Annotated in this window: 14 protein-coding genes and 1 pseudogene; 9 read left to right on the forward strand and 6 right to left on the reverse strand. The window is 36.7% G+C overall.

The features are described 5' to 3' along the window. The first annotated feature begins 116 nt into the window (after positions 1–116). The 6 genes and pseudogenes from A9239_RS02100 (at position 117) to A9239_RS02120 (ending at position 3,561) form a co-directional block, all read left to right on the forward strand. The gene (locus A9239_RS02100; protein WP_230668833.1) at positions 117–524 is read left to right on the forward strand and encodes an ABC transporter ATP-binding protein; all 408 of its coding nucleotides are present in this window, start codon (positions 117–119) and stop codon (positions 522–524) included. Positions 525–850: 326 nt separating this feature from the next. Further along, the gene (locus A9239_RS20040) at positions 851–973 is read left to right on the forward strand and encodes a hypothetical protein (protein ID WP_255361879.1); all 123 of its coding nucleotides are present in this window, start codon (positions 851–853) and stop codon (positions 971–973) included. A gap of 172 nt (positions 974–1,145) precedes the next feature. After that, positions 1,146–1,643: a hypothetical protein gene (locus tag A9239_RS02105; protein ID WP_230668831.1), complete on the forward strand. Its 498-nt coding sequence runs from the start codon at positions 1,146–1,148 to the stop codon at positions 1,641–1,643. A 322-nt stretch (positions 1,644–1,965) separates the two neighbouring features. After that, entirely contained in the window at positions 1,966–2,172 is a 207-nt protein-coding gene (locus A9239_RS02110; protein WP_230669164.1) for a hypothetical protein, read from the forward strand. Between the two features lie 73 nt (positions 2,173–2,245). Then, on the forward strand, positions 2,246–2,539 hold the full coding sequence (locus tag A9239_RS02115; protein WP_048117192.1) for an ArsR family transcriptional regulator: 294 nt from the start codon (positions 2,246–2,248) through the stop codon (positions 2,537–2,539). A gap of 151 nt (positions 2,540–2,690) precedes the next feature. After that, positions 2,691–3,561, forward strand: a pseudogene (locus A9239_RS02120) (nicotianamine synthase family protein). Between the two features lie 52 nt (positions 3,562–3,613). Here the strand turns inward: A9239_RS02120 and A9239_RS20045 are convergent. The 5 genes from A9239_RS20045 to A9239_RS02140 all read right to left on the reverse strand — a co-directional run bounded on the left by A9239_RS20045 (position 3,614) and on the right by A9239_RS02140 (position 8,012). After that, on the reverse strand, positions 3,614–3,793 hold the full coding sequence (locus A9239_RS20045; protein ID WP_080941620.1) for a GyrI-like domain-containing protein: 180 nt from the start codon (positions 3,791–3,793) through the stop codon (positions 3,614–3,616). Continuing rightward, the gene (locus A9239_RS02125; protein ID WP_048117198.1) at positions 3,794–4,717 is read right to left on the reverse strand and encodes a hypothetical protein; all 924 of its coding nucleotides are present in this window, start codon (positions 4,715–4,717) and stop codon (positions 3,794–3,796) included. 936 nt (positions 4,718–5,653) lie between these two features. After that, complete coding sequence (locus tag A9239_RS02130; protein ID WP_048117201.1) at positions 5,654–6,166, reverse strand: hypothetical protein; 513 nt, start codon at positions 6,164–6,166, stop codon at positions 5,654–5,656. A gap of 220 nt (positions 6,167–6,386) precedes the next feature. After that, positions 6,387–7,052, reverse strand: a complete 666-nt coding sequence (locus A9239_RS02135) for a hypothetical protein (protein WP_141706337.1) — start codon at positions 7,050–7,052, stop codon at positions 6,387–6,389. 105 nt (positions 7,053–7,157) lie between these two features. After that, positions 7,158–8,012 (reverse strand): MerR family transcriptional regulator, encoded by an 855-nt coding sequence (locus A9239_RS02140; RefSeq protein WP_069575209.1) that lies wholly within the window; start codon positions 8,010–8,012, stop codon positions 7,158–7,160. A gap of 564 nt (positions 8,013–8,576) precedes the next feature. Here A9239_RS02140 and A9239_RS02145 point away from each other — a divergent pair. After that, complete coding sequence (locus A9239_RS02145) at positions 8,577–9,776, forward strand: NAD(P)/FAD-dependent oxidoreductase (RefSeq protein ID WP_230629118.1); 1,200 nt, start codon at positions 8,577–8,579, stop codon at positions 9,774–9,776. A gap of 110 nt (positions 9,777–9,886) precedes the next feature. On the opposite strand, the gene A9239_RS02150 is transcribed toward A9239_RS02145, so the two are convergent. Further along, entirely contained in the window at positions 9,887–12,397 is a 2,511-nt protein-coding gene (locus A9239_RS02150) for a PocR ligand-binding domain-containing protein (RefSeq protein ID WP_080943699.1), read from the reverse strand. A gap of 1,687 nt (positions 12,398–14,084) precedes the next feature. Between A9239_RS02150 and A9239_RS02155 the strand changes: the two genes are divergently transcribed. After that, positions 14,085–15,326 carry a phosphoglycerate kinase gene (locus tag A9239_RS02155; protein WP_048155592.1) on the forward strand — a complete coding sequence of 414 codons (1,242 nt, stop codon included), beginning with the start codon at positions 14,085–14,087 and terminating at the stop codon, positions 15,324–15,326. A 553-nt stretch (positions 15,327–15,879) separates the two neighbouring features. Next, positions 15,880–16,428 (forward strand): rubrerythrin family protein, encoded by a 549-nt coding sequence (locus tag A9239_RS02160; protein WP_048117216.1) that lies wholly within the window; start codon positions 15,880–15,882, stop codon positions 16,426–16,428. Positions 16,429–16,562 lie beyond the last annotated feature (134 nt).

Raw genomic sequence — 16,562 nt, forward strand, 5'->3', positions numbered from 1 at the left:
AATATCCTGGTTTGAAAGTGCTATGAAAATTAGAAGAGTGGCAGTGACAGAATACTTAAGGAATCCCCAATACACGTTAAATTAATTCAAATATTTGAAAGTTTGGAAAAAACAATATGCTAGGAGCCAACTGCGTAACTCCTACTACAATGAACGCCCTTGAAAATGTCTGCTATCCAATGCATTTTAACCGGATTAGCCGTTCCCAACAAAAACAGAGAGCAACTGAACTTCTTAACATGGTTGAACTTGGAGATAGAATACATCACCTGCCTTCTGAGTTATCTGGAGGAGAACAGCAAAGAGTATCCATAGCCAGGGCTCTTGCAAATAACCCCAGGCTTATTCTGGCTGACGAACCTACCGGAAACCTTGATTCGGTTACCGGGAAAAAAATCACAGATCTTATGAAATATATAAATAGAGAACAGAAGGTTAGTTTTGCCGTTGCGACCCACGCCCATGAAATGGCCAGCGTTGCAGATAGGATTGTGAAGTTAAGTGATGGTGAGCTCACTTCCTGAGAGTTTAAACTGGAGAAGCCTACATTATTGTTGCAAGACATTTGGAGTTTTGTTCGAGGAGAATCTCAAAATCTATTAAAATCCTTAAACATACTTTGAATCCTTAAACATACTTTGGCACCCTTTTCTTCAAAAGGATTTCCAAAATAAAATTATTATCTCCAATTTTAAATTGATATGCTATGGAGCTCAAAGAGAGTAGAACCTTCTACTCTTATTTCTCATTCTTTAGATATCGAGTTTTACTGTACTTAATCTATTAATTCATTTTTTTACATTTCGCTCTCATTTTATACTCGCAGAGAGATACTCGGCTTTTTGACATAATGTTTGTTCCTTTCGGGCTGCACAAAACCATAACTCCTGGGTTTAGCCCGATAATCCAGATTTTTACAGCCCTTGAAACCATTGCTGCAAACCTTTTCTGGATACCACCACTTGTAGGGTAGATAAATGAAAAGTACCGCTGACTTTTCGTGAAAATAAGCAGTACATGAAAAAAATTATATATCCTTATTCTGTAGTACATATGTAGCCAAAACACTACATATGGTGTAGTAACAGGCATTTACAATTAATTACAGGTTACAAACAAAGAAAAACATGAGTGAAGGTGTAAAAATGAGAAAAGCAATTATAGCAATTCTTCTGGGAATACTGTTTATAGGGGTTTCCGGAGCAGCAGTAGTCAGTGCAGTTGCTTCGGATAATGCAGGGACAAACTATGGTTCTGGATCAATGCACAGGTGGGCTGCAAGAAACATGGATTCTGGCCCACGTTACGGCAACTTTTCCGACTGTCCTTATTTCAACTCAAATAGTACTGCGGAACTTGAGGTTAAGACTGTAGATGAAGCACTCGAAATCGCAAAGGCAAAAATAGATAGCAACATTTCCAAAGAGGACATTTCTCAGATGCGTCGCTGGTGGATTGTTTCCTATCAGGATCAAGACGGAGTTTACAAGCAGGCAAGAATTGATTCCTTCAGCGGTGAAGTGTTTACCGATTATCCTTTTGCACAGGAGCACAGACAGGCAACAGATACGGCAGAGGTCAGGGCTACTGTAGGACAAATGCCTGCTAAGAGCAACAGCGCTTCAATATTAATTGAATATTGAAGCCATCCCTAATACTATCCTTTTTATTTATTTTTTTAGGTTAATTCTTCGAGTTACAGGTTAATTCTTCGAGTTACAGGTTAATTCTTCGAGTTACAGATATTCTTTGAGTTACAGGTTAATTCTTCAAGTTGCAGGTTAATTAGTCAATTTATTGCCTTTTTATCAAAAATTTCTAATGGATTTTTATATTTACAGTTACCTTTTTCCGGATATTCTTTTATATTTATGGTAGCAATATCTGAGAAAAAAGTCGGTAGAACAAGAAAAACCGATAATCTCAAGAATATCTGTTATTTTCGAGGTGGAAAGCTTGAATGGCATGGGATATGGCATAACTGGTTCCTTTTGGGGATTTCTCCTGAATCTCCTAATCATTTTTCTTATAGTAGGTGTGGCGATAGTGCTGCTGAACAGGTCCGGGTACACAGCTCCGAGGGATAATGAACGAATTATCAAAATGGAAAAAGATATAGAAGAAATCAAAAAAACAGTGGAAGATATAAAATCCAAGCTGGAAGAAATCTAAAGCTTTATGTCTGCTGCAGGCTCTGGAGACCTTCCGGGCCAAGTGCAACCAAAAGTATGCGAGGACATTCTGGATGACAAAATCACTTCAGCAAATAGTGGATATTGGCGAGGCTCTCTCTCATCCCGTAAGGCTTAAACTGCTTTACCTGCTGGCTGAAAGGGAGAGGTATGTGTACGAGCTCGCCAAGGACCTGAATCTCTCAAGGCAGGTAGTAAACCTGCATTTAAAACGCCTGGAGAAAGCCGGATTTGTTGAAAGTGATCTCAGACTTGAAGATGATGATCTCAGGGCCAAGAAGTTTTATCGCTTAAAGGAGTTTAAGGTTTCTCTCGGAATGGAAGATTTAAAAAGGATTTTCGAGTGAAGTCTGGATTCTACTTTATTCATATATTTTTTATATTATTAATTTTTTACTGCCAGTGTATTATATAAGTCTCAACCTTCTGAGTTTCAGGATCTGATAATTCTCAACAGGAATATATTTAGGCGCACTATAATACTCTTTGGGGATTGGTATGGTTGGTGCGATTGATGAAAGTCTGGAGCTTTCAGAGGCTGTACTCAAAGAAATACTCGATTTGTATAAGGACATACGGGAGCTTTCTGATGAAGAAATCCTATCCTGCTCTTCGGATAGGCCCGAGAAACTGTTCATGAAGCTGGATTCTTTAATTACCCGGGACCTGGAAAGTGATTTAGTTTTTATTCTTCTGAATAAACAGGAGCTGAAACCGATTTTCGCTCACCTGAACCTATTCAGGAATTTATATACGGTAAGGTTGGAAACCGGATATGCAAAGGAAATTCTTGCGAGCCAATCTCCCTGAATGTCCTTGAGGAATTTCCCTTTTACAAAAATTACCTCAGGCTGGTCCAGGCAGAATTCGAAGGTTTCAAACTAAAAGCCGGGGATAGAGTTATTTTCCTCGGAAGCGGGCCTCTTCCCCTGACGCTTATCGTTTTCTTCAAATATCATGCAGTAAAAGGCACAGGGATAGAGCAGAATCCTGAAAGGGCAAAGATTTCAATAGAAACGCTTGACAAGCTCGGGCTTTCTAAAGATATCACCATAATTAACGGAAGCCATTTTTCTATGAACCCAATTGATTTTCTAGATCTGGGTATCGGGGTAAAGGCTTTCATAATAGCTGCACAGGCCGGACCTAAAAAAAAATTCTTGATTATTTATTAAAAGTAATACCTACAGGCTGCAAGATTTCTTACAGGATCTACGAAAAAGGCTTAATGAAACTGTTAAACCGGGACTTTCTGCTTGATTTGCCAGACGGTTACAGGGAATATAAGCGAATCCGGCCCGAACCTCCTGCATATAATACAGTCATCATTCTGGAAAAAAAGAGTAATTGCTCCGGAATTCCGGAGTAGTAACAGACTATTAACAGATTGTTACAGATTATTAACAGACGATTTTAACGGATTATTTTTCCTTTATCGGAACCTGAATTTCAGTCATAAGCTCCTCTTCAGGAACTTCTGCAGGGACATTGAAATACAATTCCCTACTTGAGCCTAGAGTTTCAAGATTATTTTCCCTGGCATACCAGAAAATCAGATTGTAACCGGCTTTGACTCCTGAATATAGTTCCTTGATACATATTTAATCCCAGTACACGGTATAAGATTTAACAGTCCCCATTGGTAAGTTATACCATCCGCCGCTATTAAACAGGTATTGCGGCTTATATATACTACCCTTGACAATATTAACAATACAGTCTCCATTATATGGTCCACCACCCTCAAGACTGTTAGTGCAGTCAATGAAGATCAACCCACGGTCTGTTGTATTAAATGCATTACACGCATGACCAGCATTATCAGTAAAACTGATATCCACATATGCACAGTTATAGCCCGCGATTTCGGCATTGTTTTGAACTTGCTCTGCAAAATCAGCACATACAAATTTATCTAAAACATAATTGCATTTGTCGGTCTGATCTGTTTGTAAGAAGTTAAGAACCTCTTGATACGTTGGGTTTTTTGCACTAGAATTTTGCTTCAATTTGATTATATGTCCATCTCCACCGATAGCATACGTATTATAGTTAATCCAGAGTGTAGAAGATGTAATTCTTGTTTCATTCTTTTCTATTAGATCAAAGTCCTTGGAATCAGTAATTATTGAGTTTAGATCGGGTACTTCAGATTCAAACACTGGTATTTTATTACTTTCATTCGTAGCTGTTATTGCTGCAGCTAGCCTAGGCATATTCAAATTAGGTACAGATAATGCAACTGAAATTACAATAAAATATATACAAAGATGCACAATAAAATTTTCGAGTTTTTGTCTTGTGCCATACTTAAACCAAACAGAATACCACTTTAAAACTCGGTACACATGTCGAATAATAAAAATTCCAAAATAAATAAGCAGAATGTAACCAACAGGTAGTTGTGGTAAAAATTTAGAGTTTAGCCATGCGACATTTTGATAGACAATTGAAAATACCATTAACATTAGGCCGAATCGTATAGCGCCGTCCCTTGTTAATTTCCAATTCCAATAAACTGTCATAATACACCACCCCATAAATATATTTACCACAATGTAAAATAATTTTGAAACCGAATTATATATTTAAATAGTTTTTGATAAATATTAACATTTGCACACAAGCCACGATCTAAGTGCTTTCTAGGTTTTCAACTATACATCCAAAACTATTAAATGATATGCATACAGTTTATTTATTATCTTTTTAAACTAAGGGGGGATTTATATAGCAACAAATAAAGGCGATGGAAGAGTTGGCGCCATAAAAGATCGGTTCCAAGCATTTAATCCAAAAACGGGTCTATGGGTTAAATTTGATGCTGTGACAGGTAAAATAATGGGATTGCAAAAAACAAAATATAAAAATGTTAGGATAAAATAGAAAAAAGAGTTTGATGTAAAGATTACAAGCTTTTGATTCTATGAGGAGGGATTTATTCCCTTTTTCCTTATCTTTTTAATCTTTCTAATACTAAGGTCCCGTCTCAGAATAAACTACGCAGATTTCCAATTGGACGCTTTGATTTTCACTATCACGGTCGTCAATCAAAGTTACAATTAATTATAAGTTGCATAGGTTATTTCGTCGCGGGTACTAAGTAATTCATCCCCATCTCTTTTTGAAATAGGGATTGATCCAATGCTAGTTTTCAACTTATAAGGTTATTATTACATAATCCTTGATACCCACCCATAAGTGAAACATATTAAAACATATAGTGAGTTAAGAACTTTACTTTAAATACATTTCCAAATCGCAAAGAGGAACTATGTCTATATCTCTATAAGATTCAATATCTTCTTTTATCAACGTTATTAACAAGCCTTTAACTTTTCTATGATTTTTAAAGCCGAATTCGTTTTGTTTTTCTTGGAAGTATGTCACTCTATCTATGTGTTTATTGTCAATTTCATCCTTAATACCTCTTAGCAGAGATTCGTTTTTGTCTTTAAGATTTAAATATATCCTGGCTTGAACGAATTTCTCTTACATTCGACTACAAGTAATAATTCGTCGTCATATGGTATTAAATCTATTTCCCGCTTAGCTGGTTTCCCTTCTTTTTCGAACTCAATTTTTTGCCTGACTAGTTCGTGTTTATATACGGGATGTTTCAAACTAAAACCGTTTGATTCAAAAATTGCTTTAACGTCATTTTCAAAATCGTTGCCTAATAAATACGAATTCGATTTGAAACTTTCTTTGTCTGTACCAAATTTTATTAAACTTATGATAAAAAGAAGAGTTTCAGGACAAACTAATATTTTATTTTCGTACTCTACAAGCAAGGGGAATTCCTTATAATCGTCTTCAGAAGAAATTAAAATTCTCCGTATTTCAATGAAATCTAAGCCTTTTGAATCACATAAATTTTTAAATTTGCCAATTTCTATTTCATAAAGAAATTGTTCCTCTCCTAATCTTTCGGATAAACTTTTAATTTCCTGAATGCTTGCTTCGATAATCAAATCAATAAAGTCGATAATCTTCGCATTTTTGCCTATCTCTTCAAAAGAAAAAAATCTTTATTATAGTAAACACTGTGAAATGAGTTGTAAATTATTTCAAACGATTCTGATCTAAATGACTTTTCAATATTTAATAGCTTTTTTTTCCACTTTTCTTTAGCCTTTTTTCCAGCACGTTCTATTTTGAATTCTATGGATTTCTTCTCTTTGAGATATTTCTCTACTTAGTGCTTGTTTTATCCTTAATTTGGTCAAATGTTTCGTCAGGACCCATTTGGATTGTTTTTAGCATTTCTAAATAATACCGCCATTGCTGAGTAGGAAAAGCCACATACGTTTTACCTTCGGTCTCGATGGTTTTATGAACATAGTCAAGTGTTGTCGTTGAATCCACTTCAAAAAGACAAAAGTGCCCTTCTTTTACTTTAACTAAAAGATTCTCGGATTGAATTATACATGCATAATATCGAAATAATTCAGAAAGGTTTTGTGCCGTGAACTGTTTTGACGATCTATTGTTATAATTGCCTTTAATGCAATCTCTTATTATAAGACTAGACCATAAGATATTTTGGACGTGGTTATTTTCCATCTTACTTATGTTTCTTGATTCCATCTCTCTTGAATTAAGAGCTGCAAAGAGCAAAGCACTTTTGGAAAAGGTTCGTGCAACTGCTAGTGCGTTTTCTCGAGTTTCTGTTATGTAGTTTTCACATACATTTATTGCTTCGTTTATTTCTAAAGGATTTAAACCAAAACAAAAAGGACACCAATAAGCATATGAATTTTCAAAAATTTTACTGATGAATAACTCTCTTCCACAAGTTTCGCAATTAACTTCATACATATTTATCATAACACCAGAAGATATCATTAAGTTTTTCATGAAATTTTTCTGGTAATAAGCCATAAAATTATGCAATTATGCTTCTGGAAAACAGTACCCTTTTGGAAAAAAGAACTGCTCCAGAGAGCTGGAGCAAGGAATAAATTACTTCTCCTTTATCGGGACCTGAATTTCAGTCATAAGCTCTTCTTCAGAAACTTCTTCAGGGTTATTGAAATACAATTCTCTGTCAGGGCTCAAGGTTTCCAGGTTATTCTCCTTTGCATACGAGAAAATCTGGTTGTAACCGGCTTCGACTCCCGGATAAGGACCTCGGTAGACCACTGAGATAGCTCTTATGGCAGGCAGGGTTTTCACTTCCATTTTCGGGTCTTCGACTGAGATCCTGCCAGATACAGGCATGGCAATCTCGATATCAGCCCCGATTTCTTTGTATTCTTCGTCGTGGCAGAGGAACATAACAGGCCCTGTAACTTTTACACGGTTTCGCTGTTTTTCAGGGCTGCCGACGCTTGTGCAGATTTCGCCTATAAGTTTTCCAATAGTTGCCACAAAAGTTCCTTTTTCACGCTTGCTTATTACTCGCATCTCGGGTATTTCTTTTATAACGGGTTCTGTAACAGACATTTTGAATAACTCCATAACTTTTCCATTGTGTTTGCAGGCGCCCTGCAAGATCCCTTCGATCCTTTGCAGCTGTCCGATTTCCAGTCGAGTTTGCGCAAGTCTCTTCCTGAAGCCTGTTCCTATGTACTCGAAGTCTCCTTTGCTTTCCGCATCCAGAAACAGGGAAATTTCTTCCAGTGAAAATCCGAGGAAGCACAGAGTTTTAATTTTCATCCCTTGTTCCAGCTGGGAAACGGTATAGTACCTGTATCCCGTAAAAGGGTCCTTTGCTTCCGGAACAAGCAGCCCTTTCCGGTCATAGAGCCTGAGTGCTTTTTGCGAGAGACGAGTCATGAAAGAAAACTTACCGATTGGAATCTGATCTACTGACATCTTGCTCAATCCAGTAATTATCCTGAAATTAGATAAACAACCTTACTTTTCCCCGGGGGAGACTTCCGCGTTAAGATGGTAAAAAGAGTATTTACTTCTTCCAGGGAAATCCAAGGGCGCACAGGGCTTTGATTTTCACTCCTTGCTCTATTTTTGTCATGAATATTCTATAAACCTGTTTTATTTTAAATCATTAGAGTTTTCAGGATCTCTTTTCAGATCAGATACGAGATTTACTGTTTCAGATACGAGATTCATAAATCAAATATTGAGTTTCGGGAAAGCTTGTTAATTAACCATCTTTTAATATAATAAATTCAATATAAATTTGCATAGAGGATAGCTTTTTACTATTTTTTTCGGAAAGCACGTGGACTAGGAGAAGAGAGAACATAGAAGACGGGGGACATTATGGAAAAGAACTATAATATTGTAATTATTGGAACTGGAACCTCGGGCAGAACTTTTGCAGATAATGTGGCACATTCAGGATTAAAAACAGCAATTATTGACTCGAAAGAGTAGGGAGGAATATCTCCTCCCAGAGGCTGTGATACTAAAAAAATGTTTACGGATCTCGCCGAGATAATTGATTCAAACAATCGATTGATAGGTAAAGGTATGGGGACAAATCGTTCTATAAAGATTAACTGGTCTTCTCTTCTCGAATTCAAGAAGAAAGCTACTGAAGAATGTCCTGGAAGAATTGAGAGCTATTTTGTTGAAATGGGAATCAATACATACCACGGGAAAACTTATTTTGAAAATCAAAACACAGTAGTTGTTGGAGAAGACAAACTTAAAGGGGAACATATTTTTCTTGCTACAGGTTCAAAGCTTAGAAAACTCAACATTTCCGGAGAAGAGTATGTTACCACAAGTGAAGAGTTTATGAAGACCGAAAAGCTCCCTGAAAGAATTATCTTCATCGGAGACTGTCATATCTCCTTGGAGTTCGCTCATGTTGCACGAAGAGCCATGTCGGAGGTTACAATTCTGCACAGAAGTGAAAGGCTCCTGAGGCACTCTGATGCTGACATGGTAGATTTGCTTATTAAAGAGACCGAAGCCGCAGGAATTAAGATTCTTATGAATAAACCAGTAGACTCGATCGAAAAAGATGCTAATGGTTTTCTGGTTAGAACTGGATCTAAATCAGGAATCGAGTCAGAAACCCGGAGCTTCCGTGCGGATATGGTAATTCATGGAGCAGGTCGCGTCCCGAAGATAGAGGAGCTTCATCTCGAAAAAGCTGGGATTAAGATTGAAAAGGGAGCTATTGTAGTTGATAAGTACATGAGGACCTCAAACCCTCGAGTCTATGCAGGTGGAGATTGTGTATCAGAAGGTATGAAACTTACTTCTGTAGCAGCTCTTCAAGGAGAAGTTGCAGCAGCTAACATCCTTAATGAGAATAGTGTCGAAGTGGATTATACAGGTATTCCAAGTGTAGTTCATGCAATACCTATCCTGGCTTCAGTAGAAACCAGTAATGCTAAAGACAGTGACAAATATAAAGTGATTTACCAGGACAGAAGCAACTGGTACACAACCCGAAAAGCAGGAATGGAGTTTGCAGCTTCAAAAGTAATTATTGATGAAACAAATGACCGTATAGTGGAAGCTTATATCCTGGGTCCAAATGCTGAAGAAGCTATCAATATTTTCGCTGCTGTAATACGGCTTGGACTCAAGGCGTCGGACATAAAAAAGCTGGTATTTACCTATCCTACTACATGTTTAGATATTCGCTATATGCTATGAATTCCGACAGGACCCAAACTCAAGAAATCATTGAAATTCGGATACTTAAGTTTACAAAAGATCCAGTTTCGTAAACTGAGCATTGTGTGAAAATTCGATTTTACTATTTTTCAATTTTGTACTGGTACCGCAAATCTTATACAGAATTCAGTTCCAGAATCTCTTTTTAACTCAATTTCACCTTCTAATTGATCTACCAGGGTTTCCACTAACTGTAAGCCAAGAGAATTGGAGTCTTCTAAATTAAACTCATCAGGAACACCAATCCCATTATCCGAGACTGTTAATACGAAATCAGTGCCGTTATAACTTTCTTTTGTATTTCCTTGTTCGTTGTTTACGTGTTTTATAGAGCATTTTTTGTGAAGTTTGATTTGAATTTTCCCGTTATCTCTGCCTAAAAATGCGTACTTAAGGGAATTTGAAACAAGTTCATTAATGATTATTCCCAACGGGACGGCAATATCCATATCGAAGAAAATGTTTTCTTCCAGTTCAATGTTCAGGCTCGTGTTGACATTTCCAAGTTTATAGGTATGGAACAGATTTTCAACAAGCCTTTTAATATACGAAGAGAAGTTTAGTATATCGTTTCCTCTGCCTTCATGCAGCTCTTCGTGGATAAGAGCAATTGACATTACTCTGTCCTGGCTTTCTATGAAAGCGTTAAGAACTTCTTCATTCTCAGCACGTTCTCTGTTTCTGAACTTTTCAGCCTGTAAGTCAAGAAGGGAAGAGATCACTTGCAGATTATTTTTAATTCTATGATGGATTTCTTTTTTTCGGGCATCTTCGGCTTTTGCCAGAAGTTTTTCCGCATTGACTTGCTCAGTAATGTCTCTGCTAATAGCTGAGACAGCCTTCAGCTTTCCAGAAGCGTCAAAAACTGGAGAATAAGTTATTGACACATTTATTAGTCTACCACCTTTTTTTAGCCGTAAAGTTTTGTAACGCTGGATTTTTTCTCCCTGTTTAACTATTTCAATAAACTTTTTTATTTCGCCTTTAAGATTCTCTGGTTCAAGGATTGAGATATTTTTCCCCAGAATCTCTTCAGCCGAATAACCATAAATCTGCTCTGCGGCTTTATTCCAGCTTGCAATAATACCATCTAAGGTCTCAGTTATAATAGCATCATTTGATGATTCCACAACATCGGCTAATGTCCTGATCTTCTCTTCTGTTTTCTTGCTATCTGTAATATCCTGAATAGTTCCTCTCAGAAGAATTGGTTTTTTGTTCTCATCAAAAACAACTTCGCCATGTGAGTGGACTACGCGATCTGTCCCATCAGATGAGACAATCCTGTGATCAATGCTAAAGAACTTTCTATGTAAAGTACTTTTAACAGTGTTATGCACGTAACTTTGATCTTCGGGATGTATAAAGTTAAAAAGTTCACTGTACTTATGAACCACTTTTTGGGGAACACACCCAAAAATACGACACATCTCATCAGACCAGTACATTTCATTAGTTGCAAGATTCCAATCCCAATTTCCAATATGAGCTATTTTTTGGGCTTCAGAAAGCCTTCTCTTTTCTTCCATCAATGATTCATAAGCCTTTTCAAGTTCATCTGTACGTTCTTTAACTTTTGCTTCTAAGCTATCATGCGCTCTTTTAAGATCTTGTTCTGCTTTTTTGCGCTTAGTTATATCCTGCGTTATACCGAAGCCGCCAATAATCTCTCCATTTTTGTCGAATTCAAAATATGCCTTCTTACGAATCCACTTAACCTTACCGTCTACGATAATCCGATGTTCTATACTATATGGTTCACCCTTTAATTGCGCTATCCATTCTTTCTTGACATATTTTCTGTCATCCGGATGGACTTTAGAAAAGAAGGTTTCATAAGTCAAGTGAGTGTCTTTTGGGATACCAAAGATACGGTAATTTTCATCAGACCATGTTAATTCTTTTTTACGTACGTCCAGACGCCAGCTTCCTAAATTACCAACCGCTTGAGCGTGATCGAGATCTTCCTTATTTTTCTTTAGCTCATCCACAAGGATATCACGTTCCTCCAATGCTTGAGAAAGCTTGAAGTTACTGTGACTTAGTTGTGAGATCATGTTGGCAAGTTTCATAAGGAAGGACATATTTTTGTTCACAGTTTCTCTGCTTAACCGTGGAACTTTTTCGAGCGCCTTTATATATTCCTCTTCATTGAAGCCATATTTTCTAGCCTGGGATCGGAAAAGTTCATAGTCCAAAGTCTCATCTTCAAAAAAGAAATGTCCTGAGAATATATTGGCGATATGTTGTCCTTCCACGATCAGGCCCGTCACAAAATTCCACATATTATTCTTACACTTATAAAGTTTAAACTCTCCAGGAGCAACACCCAGTGATAGCTGTGTATCGCTTTCTATGCAGTGCTTGCAGGTCTCTGGATGGGCTCTGTGGAATCTTGTGCATATATCCGGCCATCCAACGCTCATAAGGACATTGCCTTTGAGGTCAATAATGGATATGGTGATGTAAGTAAGTTGAGATAAGTCATTCATAAGAGACTTGAGCGCTGGAACATCAAGAATATCAGCTAACTCAAGGCTCGCAGCACTGAGCACAGGATTCAAGTTTGTTGCCTTTAATTGCTCCAGGTCTATTGTCATAATTCCTTCAGACTCCTCTCCTTGACGTCGACAACCTAACTTAGTATGTCACTATGACCGCTCACAAGCGAGAGTATCTCTTTAATCTAAAAAAAATATCTAATGCATAAAAATTAAATGATTTCTCAGTATAACAATATTACTAAATTTAAAAAATAGTAGATAAAGATATTTATTAATTGAACACATGCTTGAAAATATATACATTGTTTTTTTAAATTATAGAACCTTGAGCTTGAGAGTCACTTAAATATCGTAAACCACACTTCTTCACAAATTATGTAGTATTCATGCCGTCAAAACAAAACATTACAAGGTATTTTTTATTTACAAAATAGTTTATTATTATAATTAAACAAATAAAATAATTAAGTATATTTAGTGTTTATGATATTTAAATATGTGATTATATGGTGCCAGTGTGTTGGTTAATGGCATAAACATATTCAAGCATAATAAGTTAAGGTAAGTTTTACGAAAGCAATAAATCGAATCCTCAAAGCAATTATATGTTAATCTGTGAATATCACTACAATAATCCCTAAAGAGGTGAATTGATTATGGAAAAGTTAGTTAAAGTTATTACATATTTTATAGTACTGTGCCTTGTAATTTTTATTATCGGTCTTATACTTCTAGGCAGATAATGTATTAAATCCTATTTTGCGACAAAACCAGACCGAAGAACATAGTACATATATAAGCAAACTTTTGGAAACAGAGATTCTTCTTTAAAATTTGTTTTCAATTATGGGGAAAGGAACAAGTTATTGTTTAGTTACAACTTACCTCTTGAGAAGTTAGATCAAATTTATGCGGTTCTTCGCACATCCTTTATAGTATACCTAGAGCCTATCCCAAAAACCATTTAGTCCTCAATCATCAAGAATTTTCAGGATTGTTTTCATGATCAGAAACTTGATTGATTATTCAAAATACATGATTCAGAGAAGCAATTTTGAGTTTTGGGATCAGCTCCTATTGTCCCAGTAGACTATATTCCATTGCTTTGAGATTCCGAAAATGGTTTTGTAAGTTATCCATTCAGAAATTTAAACAGTAGTCGCAATCTGAAGAACCAAAGAAGCTCCTTTCTGGATCTCTTTAAGTATCAATTTCTTTGTTTCCAAGAGGTTAAAACTCAACACCGAAGGATCAATTCTGAAACTATTTTCTTCGGTCATATACACAACACAGTCATAATTAATATTATAAGATAATGGATTATAAACAATCAAGTTTCAAATAATAGTTTTTTTCTTTAAACCAAAAAGGCTTTTATTCTCTAAATCCAAATGCAAAATAGATTAAGGCTTACGCAACGAACTGAAAACAATAGCATGAAATCGCAAAATCTCTAAGTTAATGTATTTGTGACAGGTTGGGGGATTTGTCGCAAATCTATGGCAGTTTTTGGCTTGATAATATTAGAAAAACCTTAGATGGCCTTCAATGGTAAGACCGGCAAAATTGAGTAAATATACCTCACTATAGTGTTTTATCGTGAGTAAATACTTGAGGTTTTTCTGGACGTATAGAATTATTACGGGGAACCTCTGCGAGTTATAATTAGATCTGGTCATCTAGAATATTTTTAAGATAATATCTCTGGCTAAACTAATCAGAGAAAAAAGTGCATTGAATTGAAAGTTAGAACTTTACACTCATGTGAATGGGGGGTACTATAATGTCTCAGGAAACAACTGGAATGAATTATTTGACGATGAGTGATGTCGTACTGGACGATAAAAGAGTACTTGTAAGGGTGGACTTTAACTCACCCATGGATGACAATGGAAACATACTGGACGACAAGAAAATTAAGAGTCATTTGCCTACGTTGCAGTCCCTGGAGCACTCAAAAGTGGTTCTGCTGTCTCATCAGGGTCGACCAGGAGATGAAGACTATACCCCCCTGGAAGCCCATGCAAAGCTGGCAACAGAGCTTTTGGGTCGAGAAGTAACCTACGAGGATGATATATTCAGCTCCTGCGCAAGGAATGCTATAAAATCCCTTGACCAGGGAGAGGTCCTGCTCCTTGAAAACACGCGCTTCAATGCTGAGGAGATCATGAACCGCCCTCCAGATAAACAGGCTAAAAGCCAGATGGTCAAGAAGTTGTATCCACTATTTGACCTCTTTATAAACGATGCTTTTTCAGTTTCTCATAGATCTCAGTGTTCTGTGGTAGGGTTTACAGAGGTCTTGCCTAGCGTTGCTGGCATGCTTATGGACAAGGAAATTACAGGTTTAGATAAAGCCTTGAAATGTCATGAGCATCCAGCAATCTTTGTATTGGGAGGAGCGAAAGCAAACGACTCCATAAAGGCAATTTCTACTATTCTCAAGCGGGATGGAGCTGATAAGATCCTTACCACCGGGGTAGTAGCTACGATATTTATGATGGCAATGAACATTGATGTAAGCGAAGTCAACAGGAAATTCATTGAAAATAAAAAATACATTGACCAGATTTCGATTGCTTCCAGGCTACTCAAGGAGTACTCAGGCAAGATCATCGTACCTCAGGATGTAGCGTTAAACAATGGTGGAGAACGTCAAGAAGTCGAAGTGGACAAGATTAAAAAAGGAAATCTTCCAATAGCTGATATTGGCCGCGAGACCATCGAAAATTATTCCAAATATCTTAAGGAAGCAAAGCTATGTGTTTTTCATGGTCCAACCGGTATTTTCGAGTTAGATAAGTTCAGGCTTGGCACGGATGAACTTCTTAAGGCTGCAACTCAAGCAAGCTATTCTGTCGCAGGAGGAGGGCATACCTTAGATGCTATAGATCAACTCGGCCTGGGATCTAAATTTTCCCATATAAGCATGGGTGGAGGTGCAAGTATAACCTATCTTTCTGGTGAGCCCTTGCCAGGAATCACGGCTCTGAAAAACAATACATTCAGGTACCATAAAGGTTAAAGGGTTCATACAAGCTGTCTTTTATATGTACGATTCAAGACCTTGAAGTGCAAAGAAAACATGAACTCTATCAAAGCATAGAAAAGTCAATTATATCTTTCAAATATCTGTCAATTCAAGCACGCCAATTCAAGTAGTTTGAAATTTTATGCCATTATTTCTGAATTCAACTGTGTGACTCAAACTTAAATTTCCTCAAAGAACTCCTTTGGTTACTTACTTTATTTCTTCAAAGAACTCCTTTGGTTACTTACTTTATTTCTTTAAAGAACTCCTTTGTTTAATTACTTTATTTCTTTAAAGAACTCCTTGATTACTTACTTTTTAGACAATTAATTGATGCAAAAGGCTTTGTATTCTATGACATTTTATTTATTTATATCCAAATGCAAATGACTCAGTGCCTACGCGGTAAACTGAAATAAATAGCATGAGATATTTAAATTTTTTAATTATTGTATTGCAATAGTTTGCTCATGCTTTTTTGCTCTAAAATATACAAGTCCTAAAGACACGAGATTATTAAACTTATTGAAAGGGGGGGCGGCTTTAAATGAAAATGATGACACAGCAGAATCTCATCAATGCGTTTGGGGGAGAAAGTCAAGCATATATGAGGTATGTGCATTTTGCAAATCAAGCAGAGATAGAAAAACTTAGCAATGTGGCTCGGTTGTTTCGTGCAATCGCTCATGCGGAATATGTACATGCAGGAGACCATTATAAGGAGTTAAAACACCTCGAGGGGGGATTTGTCGCAAATAGTATGGCAGTTTTTGGACCGGGTGATACCAGGAAAAACCTTAAGCTGGCCATTGCTGGTGAGACATATGAGATAGAGGAAATGTATCCTGCATATATTGAAGTCGCAAAATTCCAGAAAGAAAAAAGTGCACAAAGAAGTTTTGAATGGTCCTGGGGTACTGAAAAAATGCATAAGATGATTTATGAAAAAGCTTTAGAATCGGTGAACTCAGGAAAAGACCCAGAATTAGGTCCTATTCAGGTTTGCGAGGTATGTGGATATACCCTTGAAGGAGATGCACCCGATGTATGTCCCATATGTGGTGCATTGAAAGAAAAATTTACAGCATTTGAATAAGAGCTTATCAGAAAAATCAAAATGACCATTCGAAAAGTTATACTTTGTCTAATACTTTGTCTGCAGGATCGATGCGGTTTGTTACATTATGCCGGTTTTATAAATTGCAGAACATGACACAATATCTTTCAGAT

The organism is Methanosarcina sp. A14 (assembly GCF_001729375.1).
Lineage (GTDB): Archaea > Halobacteriota > Methanosarcinia > Methanosarcinales > Methanosarcinaceae > Methanosarcina > Methanosarcina barkeri.

Coding starts and splice junctions, on each gene's coding strand:
- A9239_RS02100 (WP_230668833.1), top strand. CDS start 117: ATGCTAGGAGCCAACTGCGTAACTCCTACTACAATGAACGCCCTTGAA.
- A9239_RS20040 (WP_255361879.1), top strand. CDS start 851: ATGTTTGTTCCTTTCGGGCTGCACAAAACCATAACTCCTGGGTTTAGC.
- A9239_RS02105 (WP_230668831.1), top strand. CDS start 1,146: ATGAGAAAAGCAATTATAGCAATTCTTCTGGGAATACTGTTTATAGGG.
- A9239_RS02110 (WP_230669164.1), top strand. CDS start 1,966: ATGGGATATGGCATAACTGGTTCCTTTTGGGGATTTCTCCTGAATCTC.
- A9239_RS02115 (WP_048117192.1), top strand. CDS start 2,246: ATGACAAAATCACTTCAGCAAATAGTGGATATTGGCGAGGCTCTCTCT.
- A9239_RS02125 (WP_048117198.1), bottom strand. CDS start 4,717: ATGACAGTTTATTGGAATTGGAAATTAACAAGGGACGGCGCTATACGA.
- A9239_RS02135 (WP_141706337.1), bottom strand. CDS start 7,052: ATGAAAAACTTAATGATATCTTCTGGTGTTATGATAAATATGTATGAA.
- A9239_RS02140 (WP_069575209.1), bottom strand. CDS start 8,012: ATGTCAGTAGATCAGATTCCAATCGGTAAGTTTTCTTTCATGACTCGT.
- A9239_RS02145 (WP_230629118.1), top strand. CDS start 8,577: ATGTTTACGGATCTCGCCGAGATAATTGATTCAAACAATCGATTGATA.
- A9239_RS02150 (WP_080943699.1), bottom strand. CDS start 12,397: ATGACAATAGACCTGGAGCAATTAAAGGCAACAAACTTGAATCCTGTG.
- A9239_RS02155 (WP_048155592.1), top strand. CDS start 14,085: ATGTCTCAGGAAACAACTGGAATGAATTATTTGACGATGAGTGATGTC.
- A9239_RS02160 (WP_048117216.1), top strand. CDS start 15,880: ATGAAAATGATGACACAGCAGAATCTCATCAATGCGTTTGGGGGAGAA.